The sequence below is a fragment of the Nonomuraea sp. NPDC049758 genome (assembly GCF_040674635.1).
Lineage (GTDB): Bacteria > Actinomycetota > Actinomycetes > Streptosporangiales > Streptosporangiaceae > Nonomuraea.
In genome coordinates this window covers 265,441-280,557 of record NZ_JBFAMZ010000008.1, presented here as the reverse complement: position 1 = coordinate 280,557, position 15,117 = coordinate 265,441, and the positions used below count along the sequence as shown (strand labels likewise).

The window sequence follows — 15,117 nt, the reverse complement described above, 5'->3', positions numbered from 1 at the left end:
GTGCCTGAGCGGTGGCTGATCAGGCAGTGGCCCGACGACGAGAGCTAGCCGGTCAGTTCGAAGGCCAATCCCGGACCGGCTCGCACCGCCGCGCCACTCTTGTCGCTGCCGCGCAGAGGCTCGAACCGTCACGCCGCAACAGCCACCGACAGACCTGACGAAGCACTATCAGGCGCGCTCGGGCCAGACAGGGCCCTGGTCGGTCCAGACGACACCCTTGTTGCGGCAGAGACAGAAGGGGTGGCCGACGGGGTCGGTGTAGACACGCCATCCGTAGCCGTTGGGGCCGATGAAGTCCTGCCGCAGGGACGCGCCGAGGGCCAGGACGCGGCTCTGTTCGGCCTCGATGTCGTCGACTTCGAAGTCGAGGTGGAACTGCTTGGGGTGCTCGCCGTCGGGCCACTGCGGGGCGCGGTAGTCCTCCACCGGGTAGAAGGCCAGCTCGATCTCGCCGAACGTGATGCCGGCCCAGTTCTCGTGGCTGCCCTTCCTGATCGGGCGATCCGTCACCGCGGAGTAGAAGGCCGCCAGTTTCATCGCATCCGGGCAGTCGATGATGAAGTCGGTGAGTCGCAGCATCCCGCGATCCTGCCACAAGATCTGATCCGTCGGGACTTCGAGACAGGCCCGCAAGCCGATTCGTGGGCGTTGGCGGCGGGCATCCTCTTCTTGCCAATGATGCTGCTCAGCGCCATTCTGGCCCAGTTCTCCGCGCAGATCGCGTTGTCGGCAGCCCACACCAAGGCCGCCGCCGCCGTGCCGGAGCGGCTGACGGCCGACTTCGAGATCATCGACCTCAGGTGTCGGTCATGCGGGCCAGTTCGATGAGCGGCCGGACGTGTCGACGCTCTCCGCCGTCCAGGATCACGGGGGTCATGGCGAGGCCGGTGCCACCGCGCCGGATGTCAGAGCCGCCTGCACGATGCGGAGCGCTTCGGCCGCGTCGAGGCCGACGCTGGCGATCACGGCGGCGTAGTCGGCGGCGGCCCGGCGGGCCCGTTCCCGGCCTTCCTCGCCGGCGGCCGACACGAACGAGCCCGCCCGCCCGCGCGTCTCGATCAGCCCCGCCTCCTCCAGCTCCCGGTACGCCCGGCCGACCGTGTTGACGGCCAGGCCGAGGTCGGCCGCCAGGTGGCGGATGGTCGGCAGCCGGGCGCCCACGGCCAGCGTACGGTTCTGGATCTGCCGGGCGAGCTGGGCCCGCAACTGCTCGAACGGCGGGACCGGCGAGCCCGCATCGATGACGATCATCGCAGGCCCGCCGCGCGCCGCGCCGTGGCCGCGTACGACGGCGTCCTGACATGGACGGCGACCAGGGCGAGCACCCCCAGCACCAGGAAACCCACCGAGGCGGCGCTCCACCACCCGGGCGCGAACCCGGACAACAGCACCACCGGCAGCGCCCACAACACAGGCGGCGCGGAGCTCTCGCGCGCGTCCTCGATCCGCATGACGACGTCGGCCGTCAGCGAGACCTCGTCCTCGGCCACGACGGGCCGGGCCAGCATCTCGCGCAGTTGCAGGACGGCGCCGAGGGCGACTCCGGTCACGGCGACCAGCAGCACGATGGCCGCGTGCCGTGCGGTGCCCTCGGTGATGACCAGCGCGCTCACCCCCAGCGCGAACGCGCAGGCGAAGGTGGCGCCCGCCATGACGGCGTAGGGCCGTCCGAGCAGGGCGGCCCAGCCGAGCTGCACCGGATGGGTCACCCTTCGCGGCAGTGCGGCCCCGGCGCGCCGGTCGACGCGTCGCACCCAGGCGTCCAGCAGGGCCTGGGTCAGCAGCAGCGCGACGATCGACCCGCTCAGCGCCAGCATCGGCACCAGCCGATTCGACCCGGACCCGCCGGAGGCTCCTGGCAGGGCGGCGACCTGCGCCAGGGAGGCCGCGATGATCAGCACGGCCAGAAGGACGCTGCCCAGCAGCCGCACCCGCCGCCGCACCGCCAGGCGCGTGGCCAGCAATGGCGTCGGCGGGCCGTCGCTCAGGCCGTGCCGCCGCAGCCAGGCCTCGGCGGACCGGACGTCGGCCGACGGCGGTCCGGCCTCGGACATGGAAGCGTTCGTCATGCCTCCTCCTTTTGTCACAAGCTTTGTAGCAACATGGTGCGTCATACCTTGCGACAAAGTCAACGCCCAGGACGCTCGCCCTCCCGAGGACGCAAGCCCCGTCCTCCGGGGCCCCACCAGGATCAGATCTCACTGCCGTTCGATGACCGACTGGAGTGCTTTGCGATATTCGGTGGGACTGTTCGACAGGGCGACCCGTAGGGTGCGGCCATGGACTGGCAGACCTGGCACGACGAATACGATCTTGACGACTCCGTCCTGGCGCGGCGACTGCAGGTCGTCCAGGGGCGGCTTCGGCTCGCTCTGGACGCTCGCCCGCCTGGTCCGCTGAAGGTGATCAGCCTGTGCTCGGGGCAAGGCCGTGACCTTCTCGGCGCGATGGTCGATCATCCTCGTCGTGGCGATGTCCGGGCACGCTTGGTCGAACTGGATCCACGCAATACCGCGATCGCCCAGGCTGCGGCCGCAGCCGCAGGGCTGGACCAGGTCGAGGTGGTGACGGCTGACGCTGCGCTCACTGACCACTACCAGGACATGGTGCCGGCCGACATCGTGCTGGCCTGCGGGATATTCGGCAACATCACTGACGAGGACATCGAGCGCACGATCGGCTTCTGCCCACAGCTGTGCGCCACCGGTGCCACCGTCATCTGGACGCGGCACCGCGGCGCGCCGGACCGAGTTCCGCTGATCTGCGCCTGGTTCGAGGAGCGAGGATTCGACCTGAAGTGGCTGTCCGACCCGCAGGCGGGTTTTGGTGTGGGGGCGCATCGCTTCACGGGCCAGCCGCAGCCTCTGGCTCTCGGCGAGCGCATGTTCCACTTCGTCGGCTACGACGTACTCGAGGACACCAGCCCCCAGGCTTGAACCTGGTGGATTACCGCGGGTCCATTCGCTGTGGCGTCGTATCCGCGAGTTGTCGAACAGGCGCTCAGCCTGAAGATTCCGTCCGGCTGCGGACTCGGGGACTGCGTAGGCAATGAGTTGCTCAGGCGAGACTCCACATCCGGATCGTGGTGTCGAGGCTGCCGGAGACGACGACGGGGGTGCCGTCCTCGCGTGTGCCCACAGCCAGAGCGCTGATGTTGTCGGTGTGGCCGGTGAAGGGGCCGCCAAGGGGTCGGCCGGTGTCGAGGTCGCGCACCACCACGTTGCGGTCGTTGCCACCTGAGACGATGACCGGGGTGCCGTCACCGTCCTTGGCCGTCACGACGAAGGGGTGGTGGGCGTTTCCTTCATGCGTCAGGGGCTCCCCGAGGGGCCGGCCCGACTCGAGGCTCCAGATGCGCAGCGCCGCCGGCGGGCTTGCCTCATCGAAGGGGAAGTTCGGGACCTCTGCCGAGATCACGACACGCTGTCCATCGCTGCGCTCCGCGATCGCCATCCCGTACACCAGGCAGGTGAAGCAGGTGTTGAGCGGCTTGCCGATGGGTTGACGTGTGTCGAGGTTCCAGATCCGCATCCTTGAGTCGGTGCTGCCGGTCACAAAGACGGGCGTCCCATCGGCCCGCCTGGTGACCTCGATGTCCATGACGCCGGAATAGTGACCCCACCACGGCTTGCCGATGAGCTTCGGCGGTATCTGGGGCGGCACGGCCCGCGGTTCCACATGGCGCGACAACCGCATCCAGGCGCGCACCGGCGACGGCAACCGCAGCTACACACCGGCCGACAACGCCAAATACCTGTGGCCGGTCGGCACCGCCCACGCCACCGACTACACCGGCTGACTCACTGCGCCCGCCGCCCGTCGCGCCCCTCGGCACCGGCCAGCACCGGCCGGCGGCAGACGGCGCCGGGCGCGTCTCATCCGAGGGGCCGGAACCCGGAAAACGTCCGCGCGGCCCCGGCCGGGACGTGCGCGCTGGGGCCGGTCACTCCGCGGAGACAGTTGCATGCGCGGGGGAGCCGGTCACCCGGCGCGAGACAGTGGCGTGCGCGGGGGTGCCGGTTACCCGGCGGGGACGGCGATGTGCAGGAGCAAGCCGGTTACCCGGCAGTGGCGTGCCCGGGGAACTGGTTACCCGGCGGAGACAGTGATGTCTCCGGAACCCGTGGTCAGTGACATCTTGCGCGGCGAGGAGCTGTCCTTCTTGACCGAGACGCTGGCGTCACCGGAGGCCGTGCTGGCCTTCACGTCGAAGGTCTCGTCGGGGACGGTGAGCACGACGTCGCCCGACCCGGCCGACAGCTCGACGCTCTCCGGCGCGACGGCGTACTTCAGGGTGACCTGGCCGGATCCCTCCTTGACCAGCAGCTTCTTGGAGCCCAGGCCGTCGCCCTTGATGTCGCCGGAGCCGGCCTCCAGGTCCAGAGGGCCGGTGAGCGACCTCAGCGTCAGATCGCCCGAGCCGGTGTCCAGGTCGACCGGCACCCCCTTGGGGACCTCCACCTGGTACTCGACCCCGCAGGTTCCCCACGACTTCTCGCAGTCGTAGAAGACGGACAGCGTGCCGCCCTCCACCTTGTGTGCGGCCCGCGGCTTGTCGTTGCTCCAGTAGAGCCTCTCGGTCACGCTGACATAGGCGGCATCCGACTCGGTGACGGTCACGTTCCCGCTGCCGCTTCTGAGGTGAAGCTTCTGCACCTTCTCCTTGACCTGGTACGTGCTGGTCTCCTCGTTCTTCGGTTTGCCGATGGCGTCCAGGCCGCACCCGGTCAGGAGCACCGCGGAGGCCAGCAGGCCGCCCGCGATCGCAGTGATCTTCATGCCGTCAATTCTGTCCGGCCTTCCCCGCGGCGGCATCAGGGATGCCCCGGACAGGTCCCCGGGAGAACCCTCACCTCCGACGTCCCTGTCCGTCCGCCGGTCAGGGGCGCCACCACGGTCAGTGTCAGCGGAGGTCGCGGAGGAGGGCGCCGATGACGGCGTCGACGCGGCACCTGCTCGCGGCCCGCACCGCGGACGACGCCGTGCGGCGCAGGCGGGCCGGCCTGCTGCGGCGGCTGCTCGCCGACCCCAGCAGCGTCACGGCGGTGGCCCCCAGCTCGGGCTCGATCCGGGCCTGTCCGTTTGTCGTGGTGGCCGCGTTCGCCGTCGTCCCGGACGAGGCCGAGGAGGCGCTCGCCGCGCACGCGGCCACCCGGCTCGCCGATCTGGTGAGCCTGCACTGCGAGACCCGCTACGGCCGGCACGGCTGCGCGCTGATCGACGGGACGGTCTACGCCCTGCTCCCGAGCGGCCCTTCGCCGAACGCCCACCGCGAACTGGTCGCCGACATCGCCCGCCGGGCCCACAGCGCGCTGCGCGTGCCCGTCCAGGCGGGGGTGGGCTCGCTCGTCCAGGGGTTGCGGTCGGTGGCGAGCTCGCGCGCGGACGCCGACCTCGTGCTCCGCGCGCTCGCCGACCGGCCGGGCGCCCCGGGACCGTGCCAGGTGGCCACGGTCGACCAGGTGTGGGCGGGGGCGACGCTGTCGGCGCCGGCCCGGATCCTTGCCGCGCACGACGCGCTCCCGCGCACGCTCGGACCGGCGGTGCGGGCCCACGACCTCGAACACGGCACCACGTACGCCTCCACGATCCTCGCCTACCTCGACGCCAACAGCGACATCGCGGCCGCCTCCCATCGCCTGTCCGTGCACCCGAACACGATCCGGTACCGGCTCGCGCGCGGAGGAGATCTTCGACCTCGCCGACCCCGACGAACGCCTGGTGCTGTGGCTGCGTCTCCGCCTGGGGGCCCAGGTCGGCTGGTGACGCCCGTCGCGCCGCGGGGCGACGGGCGCCGGCTGGCGAGCGGGAACGCAGGTAGTGGGGGCAGAACGGGCCTGCCCCCGCTACGGCGGTCACTTCACGGAGTAGGCGTCGGTGAGGACCTGCTGGACGGCGTTGCCGTCCCCGTCCTTCGCCTCGACCTTGATCGAGATGCCGCCCGGACCCTTGGGGTTGTGCACGAGCACCTTGTCGCCGGTCACCGCCGTGGCAGGCGTCCAGTGCGCGCCCTTGTCGCCGGAGATCCAGACTCCGCGCAGCGACGGCGACCTGCCGCCCACGGGCCTGACGGTGAAGGTGTACGGCCTGCCCGCCTGGACGGTGTCGTTCTCCGCCAGCCCGAGCCCGTACGTGAGGTGGATCAGCGGCGCCTGGGCGCAGGGCTGCTCGTCGCCCCACAGCACCGTGTCCAGGCAGGGCTGCGGGGCGCTGCCGCCGGCCGGGCGGGCGGACCGGAACGTCCAGGTGGTCTCGACGCCGGTGCCGGAGTGCTTGCCGGCGAACCCGTCCTGCCACGAGGCCGTGAGCCGGTACGCGCCCGGCCCGGCGGGGACGGTGTAGTAGGACAGGCCCAGGTCGTCGTACTGCGGCGCGACCTCGGCGGCGCCGCTGAACAGGTGGAGCTCCTCGGTCCCCGGCGCGCCCTGGTACAGGTGGCTCGGGTCGGAGGCGTCGGAGTAGTAGCCGAAGCCGAGCGAGCTGAGCGCGCGCAGCCGCAGCCGGTCGCCCTGGCGGCAGCCGTCGCAGTAGATGGCCGGGGTGACCCAGTCCGGCAGGTTCGGGCCGGGGGCGAACTGGGCGGGGACGATGGACTCGTTCCAGTCCTCCCGCTCCTTGGCGGCGCCGGCGAAGCCGCGCAGTGAGCTGGCGAAGCGGACGCCGCCCGAGGCGGGGTCGATGAAGGCGTACTCACGCCCCCACAGCACGTCCCGGCCGGGCGCGTTGTAGTACTCGGTCCTGGTCGCCGGCCCGGCGAAACTGTGCGAGCCGCGGATGCTGAAGCGCTGCTCGGGTGAGTACGTGTGGTCGACCTCGATGAAGTTCGCGTCCGGCCCCCACGTGCCCGCCGGCGGCGGGAACTGCGCGTGGTAGGTGGTCTCGACCTCGGTGAGGTCGCGGGCCTTCGGGGCGACGTTCAGGCGGCCCGCCGTGGTGCCCTTCAGGTAATAGGCCAGTTTGTACTCGAACGGGGTGGTGGGCGTGACGTGCAGGCCGGCGCTCGGGTACGGCTTGCGGGCCAGGGCCCTGCCGAGCCGGTCGGCCTCGCCGCTGTCGATCCACAACACCGGGATCTTGTTCTGCGCCGCGTACGCGGGATCGTGCAGCAGCCAGGCGAACCGGTCGCTGGTGACCACGCCCGCGGCCCCCGCCTTGATGGCCAGGTCCAGGTCGGCCAGGAGGAGTTCGAGCGAGTCCCTGGCCGGGAGGAAGACGAGTTCGCCGCGCGCGTCCGCGCCGCCGCGCAGGTCGTCGCCCGTGGTCAGGTTCAGCCGCCGGTCGGCGGTGAACTTCGGCACCAGCGCGTCGTGCTCGCTGATGTAGCGGGGGTTGAGCCGGAGGGCTGCTCGCGGGCGGTCTGACGGACGAGGTCATCGCGCGGGCCCTGGGGCTCGGGCTGCGCACCGTGCAGCGCCGCATCCACGCCGTCATGCGCGACCTGAACGCCGTGACCCGCTTCCAGGCGGCCCTGGAGGCCCGGGAACGCGGCTGGATCTAGCTCCGCGCGCGACCCCTCGGCCAGGCGGCCGGGCGTCCGGGGTGTCCGGGGTGTCCGGGGCGTCCGAGCAGCATGACGAGCAGCCGGACGGCCGAGACCGCGCCGGTGGCGGCGCTGAGCAGGGTGAACCAGAACCAGAAGGAACGCCAGGCGGCCGGGATCGGCAGGAGCGCCGCGACTGCGATCGGCAGGCCGAGCACCAGCAGGCGCAGCCGGCGCTCGTCCTTGAGCCGGTGGCCGGACGCCGCCGCCGGGCGCAGGCCGCCGACGATCGCCAGACGCCAGGCGCGCAGCGCGGTGACATGGAGCGCGACGACCATCGCGAGCCCCGCCAGCTGCGCCCATTCGAACGCGTCGGGGCCGGCCGGCGAGCCGTACAGCACGGCGGTCGAGATGAACGGCACCGTGCTGAGCGCCTCGACTGCGATCACCCGGGTCGCCGGCCTCTCGCGGAACAGCGGAGAGGCTGTTATGTTCATCATGTTAACTATCGTAGATTATTCGATAGATTCAGTCACGATCCTTTGGGAAGTCCATGAGAGTGCTCGCCCTCGGCGGACCCGGAGCGGTGACGCGGGTCGCGGTGCGCGTGGCGGCCGGTCTGCGCGGGGTCCGGGAGATCGTCGTCGCCGACCGCGACCTCGACGCGGCCCGCGCCCTGGCCGGGGAGCTGAAGGGCGTCCCGGCCCGGCTCGGCGTCCGCGACGTCACCGGCGGACGTGCCCTGGCGGCCGCGCTGGCCGAGGCCGACGTCGTCCTCAACACGCTCGGGACGCACCACCGGCCGGGGCCGCCGGTGCTGCGGGCCGCGATCGCCGCCCGCACCCACTACCTGGACGTCTGCGACGACTGGGCGGCCACGTCGGAGATGCTCGGCCTCGACGCCGAAGCCCGCGCGGCGGGCGTGCGCGCGGTGATCGGCATGGGCGCCAGCCCGGGGATCAGCAACCTGCTCGCGGCCAGGGCGGCGGCCCGCCTGGACACCGTGACCGACCTCTACACCGCCTGGCCCGTCGACGTGCCGGGCTCCGACGCCGGCCGGACCGGCCTGAGCGGGCCCGACGGCCGCCCGATCCCCGCCGTGGTGCACTGGATGCGGCACGTCAGCGGCACGATCGCGGAGATCGGCGGCGGCCGCCCGGTACGCCGGCCACCCCTGCGGCCGGTCGGGCTCGCGCTGCCGGGCGGCCGCGAGGGCACCGCGTACACAGTGGGCCACCCCGAGCCGGTGACCTTGGCGCGCAGCTACCGGGTGGCGGGGGAGTCGGCCGGTCTCATGGTCGTCACCCCCGGGACCGCGGCCTATCTGGACGTGCTGCGCCGCGACATCGACCGGGGCAGGCTCACCCCCGCGACGGCCGCCGCCGAGCTGTCCCGGCCCACCATGTGGCGGGCCCTGCGCGCCGCCGTACGGGCCTTCGGCTTCAAGGGGCCCGGCTCGCTGCCCGCGTTCTTCGCCGTCGCCACAGGGGTGGCGGACGGGCGGCCGGCGACCGTCCTGGCCCACCTGACGGGCCCGTCGCCGCTGCTCCAGGGCATGGCCGAGGCCACGGGCGGGCCGGCCGCGCTGGGCCTCGCGCAGCTGATCGACGATCCGGGGGCGCGGCCGGGCGTCCATCCGCCCGAGGCGGCGATCGACCACGAGCGGTTCTTCGCCGACCTGGCCCGGTGGACCGGCGGCTCGGTGCAGGTCGCCGTGGAGACGGCGTGACGGCGTGACGGCCCGTCAGTCGCCCGCGGCCGGCCGGCTCAGGCCGCCGTAGAGGCCGAACAGGCGGACGGCGCCGGCGTCCTTGCCCGTCTGCTCCTCCAGCAGCGACCAGCAGCGCGCGGCCAGCGCCCGGGCCCGGGCGCCGGGCCAGGGCCGGGGCAGCAGCTCGGGCGGAAGCAGCGGGTCGGCCTCCATCGCGCGGGTGAACTCCGCGGCCAGCTCCACCGCGATGGTCAGCCGCCGCGGCTCGGACGAACCGGACCTGCCTGACGGCTCGGCGTGCTCCTGGAGGAACCGGAGCCGGGGCTCGGCCACCGCGGCGAGCCGCTCGTAACGCTCGGCGATCTCGCCCAGCGGCCACATGGCCCGGGCGAGCGCGACGGGATCGCTCTCCTCGCCCCGGCGCAGGTCCCGGGTGGTCAGGAAGGTGACGTGGCCCAGGACGTCCAGGCGGCGGGCGTGCTCCTCGACGTAGGGCTCCCACGGATTGGCGCTGACGTACAGGCCGCCGTGGACGGGGGCGCCGCCCAGCAGGGTGAGCGCGGCACGCAGCGCGTCGCGCGCGGGCCGGGCGCTCTCCGGGACGGTGAAGGCGACGAGATGCCAGGCGCCGTCCCAAGGGGCGAGCCCGGCGTCCTGGCGGTAGGCGTGGGTGACGAACTCGACGTCGAGGCCCATCGCGCGTCCGGTGCTGCCGGTGGCGCGCAGGATCGCCTTGCGCCCCCGCCCTTCCTGGACGAACCGCCCCTCGGCGACCAGCCGTTTGATGCACAGGCGCACCTGCTGGTCGTTCATGTCCAGCAGGTTGGCGGTGGCGTAGAGCTCGCCGGCGTCGACCGTGAGATCGGTGCGGACGAGCGCCTCGACGAGCATCCGGGTGGGGACATGGACGTCCATGCCGACTATCGTATCGACTCCGATCGTTAACCGCCGATGACCTGGGCCACCGCGTCCAGCAGGGTGCGGTGACGGGGGTCGGCCAGGGCGTCGGCGGGCATCGTCCGCGGCAGGAAGGCCAGGGCGAGACCCCGGCGCGGATCGCCGAGGCCGAGGGCGCCGCCGATGCCCGGATGGCCGAAGGCCGTGGGCGACCCCAGCCGCCAGGCGCGGCTGGGCAGCGCGAACCCGCACCCGAAGGCCGACGGCACGCCGAGCACCCGGTCGCGCCCGGCGACGCGCCGCCGGACGGCCGCCCGCCAGGTCCGCGCGCCGACGAGCGGCGGCTCGTCGCCGGGCGCGGATCCGGCGCCGGGCAGCAGCAGCGCGTAGAGCCGGGCCAGGGAGCGGGCCGTGGCCACGGCGTTGGCGGCCGGCAGGTGGGCGGCGAGGGTCTCCGGGCGGGCCACCCACCGGTCGGGCGGCTCGGTGAGCGCACCCCCCACCGTCATCGCCGCCCACAACGGCGTCCCGGGCCGGGCGAAGACCGCGGTGGTCATCCGGACCAGGAACGGGACGCGCGGGGCGGCGTGCACGGGCGCGGGTGGCGGGCCCGGCTGCCCGCCGCCGATGCCGATCGCCAGGCCGCGCGGCCGGCACACCCACGCGTCGAGCACCTCGCCGAGCCGTCCGCCGGTGACGCGGCGGACGAGCTCGTCGGCGAGCGTCCCCCAGGTGACCGCGTGGTACCCGGGCCGTCCCGGCGGCCAGCGCGCGGGCTCGGCGGCCAGGACGTCGGCCAGCGGACGCCCCTCCAGCACCTCCGCGAGGGTGGCGCCGCCTTCCGGGGCGATGAGCCCGGCCTGATGGCTCAGCAGGTGCGCGACCGTGATCCCGGACTTGCCGCGACGGGCGAACTCGGGCCAGTACCTGGCCACGGGCGCGTCGAAGTCGAGCTGCCCGCGGTCGGCGAGCACCGCCAGGCAGGCGGCCGCGACGCCCTTGGAGGCGGAGAAGACCACCTGCCGGGTGTCCGGGCCGTAGGGGCCGGACGCGTCGCTCCCGGCGTACAGATCGACGACGGCCCTGCCGCGGTGGATGACGTGCAGCCCCGCGCCGCGCTCGCCCGGCCTGCCGGTGATCGCGGCGAACGCGCGGCGGACCGGCTCCCACCCGGGCCCGACGTCGCCGCGGACCCCGGTAAGCGGGCGATCGGCGCCGGTCACGGCGTCCGGTCCACGGTGACGACCTCGTCGCGGCCGGCGCACGGCGGGTCGCAGTGGACGGCCAGCTCCGCGAAGTACCTCTCCGGATCGAGCACGGCGTCCGGGGGATGGACGCCGGCGGCGCGCACCGAGCCGTCGAGGATCTGCGCCGCCGCCAGCGACAGCGGGATCCCGGTCGCCCTGGCCATCCCGCGCGGCGAGCCGATCAGCCGCGCGCCGATCCGGCACGGCCGGCCGTCCCGGACGCCGGCGGCCAGCGCGAAGAAGGGCGGCAGCGAGCCGGGGCCGCGCAGCGAGAGCCGGCGCACGGCGGAGCGGGCGAAGCGGCCCGCGGTCGGGCGCTCGATCGCGGCCGCGGCCTGCTCCAGGGAGAGCCCGCCCCGGTCGATCTCCTCGCGCAGGGTCATCAGGTACGCGGCCGTCTCCGGCCTGACCACCATGACGCAGGCGGAGTCGCCGGTGATCGAGCAGGTCGCCGGGAGCGTCAGCGGCTCGGGATGGCCGACGGTGTAGGCGGTGCCGGGGCCCAAGCCCGGATAGTCGAGCCTGACCGGTTCGAGCGGCGGACGCTCGGCGGGCGCGCCGCCGGCCCAGACGCGGATCGAGCCGGACAACTGCTGCATCCAGTGGACGACGGCGGCCGACTCCCCGCCCGCCGAGGCGTCGGCGGGGTCGTCGCCGACGAACGGGACGTCCACCGGCCAGGCGGTGTGGACGCTCTCGACGGTGTCCAGCTCACGGGTCGCCAACGCGGCCAGCATGTTGCTGGTGCCCGGGCTCGCGCCGGCCCCGATCACGGCCGTCACGCCCGCGTCCCGCGCCTGGGCGTCCATGGCGAGCATGTCCAGGGTCGGTTCCCAGTCGTCGCAGATGTCGGCGTAGTGGGTACGGCTCTCGATCGCCGCCCGCAGGATCGGCACGCCGAGCCGGAAGAACGGGCCGGTGGTGTTGACGACCAGATCGGCGTCGCGGAACAGCTCGCGCAGCCGGACCGGGTCGGCGGCGTCCACGGTCGCGGCCGAGGCGTTGGCGTACTTGACGGACAGCCGCGCGGCGGCGGCGGTGTCGCGGTCGGCGATCACCAGGTCGGCGATGTCCGGCCGCCCGGCCAGCGCCTCGACGACGGGCCTGCCCATCGCGCCGGCGCCGCCCAGGGCCACCACGCGGTACTGCTCACCCATCGAAGATCATCCCCTTGCGGACGTCGAGGAACGCCGACCGCAGCCGGTCGGTCAGGTAGTTCTGGCCGGCCGTCCACGGCGCGCGGTCGCCCTGCTGCGGGAACAGGTGCGCCGCGCGCTGGACGTAGGCGGAGGTCAGGCCGAGCAGCGGACGGCGGGCGACGTCGCGCGGCAGCGCGGGCATCGCGGTGGTCAGGCCGTGCCGCCGCATGTGGTCGAGCAGCCGGACGACGTACCGGGACGACAGCTCCGCCCGCAGCGTCCAGGACGCGTTGGTGTAGCCGACGCAGAAGGCCAGGTTGGGCACGCCGCTCAGCATCAGCCCGCGGTAGGCGGTGGTTTCCGCTAGGTCGACCGGGCGGCCCTGCACCGACACGGCGATCCCGCCGAGGGGGATCAGCGACAGGCCCGTCGCGGAGACGATCACGTCCGCCTCCAGCGTGCGCCCGGACTCCAGCTCGATCCCGTGCTCGGTGAGACGGGCGATCCGGTCGGTGACCATCGACACGCGCCCGGCGGCCACCTCGCGGAACAGGTCGCCGTCGGGGACGACGCACAGCCGCTGGTCCCAGGGCTGGTACCGGGGGGTGAAGTGGCGGTCGAGGAGGGCGGGGTCGGGCAGGTAGCGCTGGATGCCCTTGCGCAGGTGCCGCTTGGTCTGCTCCGGGTAGCGCCGGCTCAGCCAGTACGTGAGCTGGCTGCTCAGGACGTTCTTGGCGCGGAGCAGCCGGTGGGCCGTACGCGCGGGAAGCAGGCGGCGCAGCGGGCCCGCCATCGGGTCCACGTCGGGCAGGGAGGTCAGGTAGGTCGGGGAGCGCTGCACCATCGTGACGTGCCCCGCCCGTTTCGCCAGCGCCGGCACCAGGGTGACCGCGGTGGCCCCGCTGCCGATCACCACGGTGCTCTTGCCGGTCACGTCGAGGTCGTCCGGCCAGAACTGCGGGTGCACGAACCGGCCGCCGAAGTCCTCGGCGCCCTTGAACTCCGGCTGGTGGCCGTGGTCGTAGTCGTAGTAGCCGGCGCAGACGTACAGGAACGAGCACGTCCAGGTCCCGCGGGTGGTGCGCACCGTCCACCGGCGCCGCTCCCAGGACCAGTCGGCGGACAGGGCCTTGGTCCGGTGCCGGACGTGCCGGTCGATGCCGTGGTCGCGGGCGGTGTCCTCGATGTAGCGGCGGATGGTGTCGCCGTCGGCCAGGGATTTTCGGCCGCGCCAGGGCTGGAAGGCGTAGCTGAGGGTGAAGATGTCGGAGTCCGAGCGGACGCCCGGGTAGCGGAACAGGTCCCACGTCCCGCCGGGACGGTCTCGGGCCTCCAGCACCGCGTAGGTCCTGCCGGGTCGCCGCTGGAGATGCCATGCGGCGCCGATGCCGGACAGGCCGGCACCGATGATCAGTACGTCGACGTGTCGCCCGGCATCGGCCGTGTCGGCTTCGCTCGTCATGAACGCCACCTCTCTTTCGCATGCAAAACTATCGCATGAAAAGCGAACGTAGCAATTCCGAACGATTGTCTCAGGGCATGGCGAAGCGCGCCCCGGCTCGTGCTCGCAAGGGCCGGCGCGGGGGCGGAGGTCAGCGCTGGTTCAGGAGGCCGGGCTCCGGTCGACCCAGGACGGGTCCGCGACGAGGTTCTGCAGCTCGTTCACGAGCCGGGCGGAGTGGAACCCGTCGGCGGCGGCGTGGTGCACCTGGAGTGCGAGGGGGAGCAGGACCCGGCCGTCGCGCTCGGTGTACCGGCCGAGGGTGAAGATGGGGGCGAGGTGGTCCCAGTTGTCGCCGATGTTGAGGTTGAACCCGGTGAAGGACGCCCACGGCAGGCTCGACACGTCGAACGTGTTGGACGGCGGCGCCCCCTGCGGGAAGAACTCGGTGGCGCGGGCGTGCTCGGCGAGCAGGGGAGCGGCGACGTCGTGGAAGGCGGCGAAGTCGGGGTCGTAGGGCGCCCACACGCACGCGAACGTCTCGCGTCCGGGGTTGAAGACCGTGAAGGCCGGATGCACGACGGGCCAGACGGCCGGCTCGCCGGAGGCGGTGAGGCACATCCGGAACTCGTCGTGCCGGTTGACGACCGTGGCGATCGCCCAGACCTGCGCGAGGTAGGACTTGCGCCGCGACCGGCCGAGCGCCGCCGCGAACGCGGTGACGTCGATCTCCACCGTGATCGAATACGTGCACGGGACGGCCCGGCGGTAGTGCTCGAAGTGCTGCCGGCGCGGCCAGGCATCGGTGTCGATCGGGATGGGGGCGTCCATGTGCTCATCATCCCAACCGCCGGGCCGCACGGAATGTCGGCCCCGGCGGATACGGTCACCTCCCATGTCGGCTGGTTCCGTGACCTCGAACCCGAGACCGCCGCGCTGTGGCCGTCGCCCGGAGAACCGGTCTCCTTGAGCGTCCCCGACGAGCTCTACTTCGTCTACGGGGCCGAGCAGGACTGCGTCGACCTGCGGGAGGAGTACGTGCGCGACACCCTGCTGGTCGGCTACGGGGATGACGGCGAGTTCCTGCTCAACCCCCACGTCAGGACCGCCGACGGCGAGTGGGAGGCGTGGTTCCTCGCGCCCTGGCTGCCGGGCGCCGACCGCCACAGGTCCTTCTGGGACCTGATGAGGACGCAGTAGCC

General features: G+C 72.9%; 19 protein-coding genes and 1 pseudogene. 6 read left to right on the top strand and 14 right to left on the bottom strand.

The features are described 5' to 3' along the window. Window positions 1-168: 168 nt before the first annotated feature. Entirely contained in the window at window positions 169-579 is a 411-nt protein-coding gene (locus AB0J46_RS23190; RefSeq protein ID WP_364335228.1) for a VOC family protein, read from the bottom strand. Between the two features lie 96 nt (window positions 580-675). On the opposite strand from AB0J46_RS23190, the gene AB0J46_RS23185 reads away from it, so the two are divergent. Continuing rightward, entirely contained in the window at window positions 676-828 is a 153-nt protein-coding gene (locus AB0J46_RS23185) for a hypothetical protein (protein WP_364335226.1), read from the top strand. Window positions 829-873: 45 nt separating this feature from the next. Here the strand turns inward: AB0J46_RS23185 and AB0J46_RS23180 are convergent, their stop codons facing one another. Together AB0J46_RS23180 and AB0J46_RS23175 are read right to left on the bottom strand one after the other, a co-directional pair. Further along, window positions 874-1,251: a GntR family transcriptional regulator gene (locus AB0J46_RS23180; RefSeq protein ID WP_364335224.1), complete on the bottom strand. Its 378-nt coding sequence runs from the start codon at window positions 1,249-1,251 to the stop codon at window positions 874-876. Then, on the bottom strand, window positions 1,248-2,069 hold the full coding sequence (locus AB0J46_RS23175; protein WP_364335222.1) for a hypothetical protein: 822 nt from the start codon (window positions 2,067-2,069) through the stop codon (window positions 1,248-1,250). The genes AB0J46_RS23180 and AB0J46_RS23175 overlap by 4 nt, the downstream gene beginning before the upstream one ends. 210 nt (window positions 2,070-2,279) lie before the next feature. Here AB0J46_RS23175 and AB0J46_RS23170 point away from each other — a divergent pair, with 210 nt between their 5' ends. Next, window positions 2,280-2,936 (top strand): SAM-dependent methyltransferase, encoded by a 657-nt coding sequence (locus AB0J46_RS23170; protein ID WP_364335220.1) that lies wholly within the window; start codon window positions 2,280-2,282, stop codon window positions 2,934-2,936. A gap of 121 nt (window positions 2,937-3,057) precedes the next feature. On the opposite strand, the gene AB0J46_RS23165 is transcribed toward AB0J46_RS23170, so the two are convergent. Further along, the gene (locus tag AB0J46_RS23165; RefSeq protein ID WP_364335218.1) at window positions 3,058-3,600 is read right to left on the bottom strand and encodes a hypothetical protein; all 543 of its coding nucleotides are present in this window, start codon (window positions 3,598-3,600) and stop codon (window positions 3,058-3,060) included. 34 nt (window positions 3,601-3,634) lie between these two features. Between AB0J46_RS23165 and AB0J46_RS23160 the strand changes: the two genes are divergently transcribed. Further along, entirely contained in the window at window positions 3,635-3,799 is a 165-nt protein-coding gene (locus tag AB0J46_RS23160) for a hypothetical protein (RefSeq protein WP_364335216.1), read from the top strand. Window positions 3,800-4,089: 290 nt separating this feature from the next. Here AB0J46_RS23160 and AB0J46_RS23155 read toward each other — a convergent pair whose 3' ends face one another. The 3 genes from AB0J46_RS23155 to AB0J46_RS23145 all read right to left on the bottom strand — a co-directional run bounded on the left by AB0J46_RS23155 (window position 4,090) and on the right by AB0J46_RS23145 (window position 5,587). Then, window positions 4,090-4,779: a DUF4097 family beta strand repeat-containing protein gene (locus tag AB0J46_RS23155; RefSeq protein ID WP_364335214.1), complete on the bottom strand. Its 690-nt coding sequence runs from the start codon at window positions 4,777-4,779 to the stop codon at window positions 4,090-4,092. Between the two features lie 124 nt (window positions 4,780-4,903). Continuing rightward, the gene (locus tag AB0J46_RS23150; protein WP_364335212.1) at window positions 4,904-5,152 is read right to left on the bottom strand and encodes a hypothetical protein; all 249 of its coding nucleotides are present in this window, start codon (window positions 5,150-5,152) and stop codon (window positions 4,904-4,906) included. Between the two features lie 78 nt (window positions 5,153-5,230). After that, window positions 5,231-5,587 carry a hypothetical protein gene (locus AB0J46_RS23145; RefSeq protein WP_364335210.1) on the bottom strand — a complete coding sequence of 119 codons (357 nt, stop codon included), beginning with the start codon at window positions 5,585-5,587 and terminating at the stop codon, window positions 5,231-5,233. Between AB0J46_RS23145 and AB0J46_RS23140 the strand changes: the two are divergent. Next, window positions 5,544-5,654, top strand: a pseudogene (locus tag AB0J46_RS23140) (hypothetical protein); the annotation flags it as partial. The gene AB0J46_RS23145 and the pseudogene AB0J46_RS23140 overlap by 44 nt on opposite strands. A gap of 201 nt (window positions 5,655-5,855) precedes the next feature. On the opposite strand, the gene AB0J46_RS23135 reads toward AB0J46_RS23140, so the two are convergent. Together AB0J46_RS23135 and AB0J46_RS23130 are read right to left on the bottom strand one after the other, a co-directional pair. Beyond that, complete coding sequence (locus tag AB0J46_RS23135) at window positions 5,856-7,298, bottom strand: hypothetical protein (protein WP_364335208.1); 1,443 nt, start codon at window positions 7,296-7,298, stop codon at window positions 5,856-5,858. A gap of 196 nt (window positions 7,299-7,494) precedes the next feature. Then, window positions 7,495-7,980 carry a hypothetical protein gene (locus tag AB0J46_RS23130; RefSeq protein WP_364335206.1) on the bottom strand — a complete coding sequence of 162 codons (486 nt, stop codon included), beginning with the start codon at window positions 7,978-7,980 and terminating at the stop codon, window positions 7,495-7,497. A gap of 53 nt (window positions 7,981-8,033) precedes the next feature. On the opposite strand from AB0J46_RS23130, the gene AB0J46_RS23125 reads away from it, so the two are divergent. Continuing rightward, window positions 8,034-9,209 (top strand): saccharopine dehydrogenase NADP-binding domain-containing protein, encoded by a 1,176-nt coding sequence (locus AB0J46_RS23125; RefSeq protein WP_364335204.1) that lies wholly within the window; start codon window positions 8,034-8,036, stop codon window positions 9,207-9,209. A gap of 15 nt (window positions 9,210-9,224) precedes the next feature. Here AB0J46_RS23125 and AB0J46_RS23120 read toward each other — a convergent pair whose 3' ends face one another. From AB0J46_RS23120 to catA, 5 genes are all read right to left on the bottom strand, one after another. Beyond that, entirely contained in the window at window positions 9,225-10,106 is an 882-nt protein-coding gene (locus tag AB0J46_RS23120) for a PaaX family transcriptional regulator C-terminal domain-containing protein (RefSeq protein WP_364335202.1), read from the bottom strand. Between the two features lie 26 nt (window positions 10,107-10,132). Continuing rightward, entirely contained in the window at window positions 10,133-11,311 is a 1,179-nt protein-coding gene (locus tag AB0J46_RS23115) for a serine hydrolase domain-containing protein (protein ID WP_364335200.1), read from the bottom strand. Further along, window positions 11,308-12,492 (bottom strand): saccharopine dehydrogenase NADP-binding domain-containing protein, encoded by a 1,185-nt coding sequence (locus AB0J46_RS23110; protein ID WP_364335198.1) that lies wholly within the window; start codon window positions 12,490-12,492, stop codon window positions 11,308-11,310. The genes AB0J46_RS23115 and AB0J46_RS23110 overlap by 4 nt, the downstream gene beginning before the upstream one ends. Further along, window positions 12,485-13,936, bottom strand: coding sequence for an NAD(P)/FAD-dependent oxidoreductase (locus tag AB0J46_RS23105; protein WP_364335196.1), 1,452 nt, complete (start codon window positions 13,934-13,936; stop codon window positions 12,485-12,487). The genes AB0J46_RS23110 and AB0J46_RS23105 overlap by 8 nt, the downstream gene beginning before the upstream one ends. A gap of 141 nt (window positions 13,937-14,077) precedes the next feature. Further along, window positions 14,078-14,746 carry a type A chloramphenicol O-acetyltransferase gene (gene catA, locus AB0J46_RS23100; protein ID WP_364335194.1) on the bottom strand — a complete coding sequence of 223 codons (669 nt, stop codon included), beginning with the start codon at window positions 14,744-14,746 and terminating at the stop codon, window positions 14,078-14,080. Between catA and AB0J46_RS23095 the strand changes: the two genes are divergently transcribed. Beyond that, window positions 14,747-15,115 (top strand): hypothetical protein, encoded by a 369-nt coding sequence (locus AB0J46_RS23095; protein WP_364335192.1) that lies wholly within the window; start codon window positions 14,747-14,749, stop codon window positions 15,113-15,115. Window positions 15,116-15,117 lie beyond the last annotated feature (2 nt).

Excerpts from the sequence above, each read along its gene's own strand:
- AB0J46_RS23190 (WP_364335228.1), bottom strand. The coding sequence starts at position 579 with ATGCTGCGACTCACCGACTTCATCATCGACTGCCCGGATGCGATGAAA.
- AB0J46_RS23185 (WP_364335226.1), top strand. The coding sequence starts at position 676 with ATGATGCTGCTCAGCGCCATTCTGGCCCAGTTCTCCGCGCAGATCGCG.
- AB0J46_RS23180 (WP_364335224.1), bottom strand. The coding sequence starts at position 1,251 with ATGATCGTCATCGATGCGGGCTCGCCGGTCCCGCCGTTCGAGCAGTTG.
- AB0J46_RS23175 (WP_364335222.1), bottom strand. The coding sequence starts at position 2,069 with ATGACGAACGCTTCCATGTCCGAGGCCGGACCGCCGTCGGCCGACGTC.
- AB0J46_RS23170 (WP_364335220.1), top strand. The coding sequence starts at position 2,280 with ATGGACTGGCAGACCTGGCACGACGAATACGATCTTGACGACTCCGTC.
- AB0J46_RS23165 (WP_364335218.1), bottom strand. The coding sequence starts at position 3,600 with ATGGACATCGAGGTCACCAGGCGGGCCGATGGGACGCCCGTCTTTGTG.
- AB0J46_RS23160 (WP_364335216.1), top strand. The coding sequence starts at position 3,635 with ATGAGCTTCGGCGGTATCTGGGGCGGCACGGCCCGCGGTTCCACATGG.
- AB0J46_RS23155 (WP_364335214.1), bottom strand. The coding sequence starts at position 4,779 with ATGAAGATCACTGCGATCGCGGGCGGCCTGCTGGCCTCCGCGGTGCTC.
- AB0J46_RS23130 (WP_364335206.1), bottom strand. The coding sequence starts at position 7,980 with ATGATGAACATAACAGCCTCTCCGCTGTTCCGCGAGAGGCCGGCGACC.
- AB0J46_RS23125 (WP_364335204.1), top strand. The coding sequence starts at position 8,034 with ATGAGAGTGCTCGCCCTCGGCGGACCCGGAGCGGTGACGCGGGTCGCG.
- AB0J46_RS23120 (WP_364335202.1), bottom strand. The coding sequence starts at position 10,106 with ATGGACGTCCATGTCCCCACCCGGATGCTCGTCGAGGCGCTCGTCCGC.
- AB0J46_RS23110 (WP_364335198.1), bottom strand. The coding sequence starts at position 12,492 with ATGGGTGAGCAGTACCGCGTGGTGGCCCTGGGCGGCGCCGGCGCGATG.
- AB0J46_RS23105 (WP_364335196.1), bottom strand. The coding sequence starts at position 13,936 with ATGACGAGCGAAGCCGACACGGCCGATGCCGGGCGACACGTCGACGTA.
- catA (WP_364335194.1), bottom strand. The coding sequence starts at position 14,746 with ATGGACGCCCCCATCCCGATCGACACCGATGCCTGGCCGCGCCGGCAG.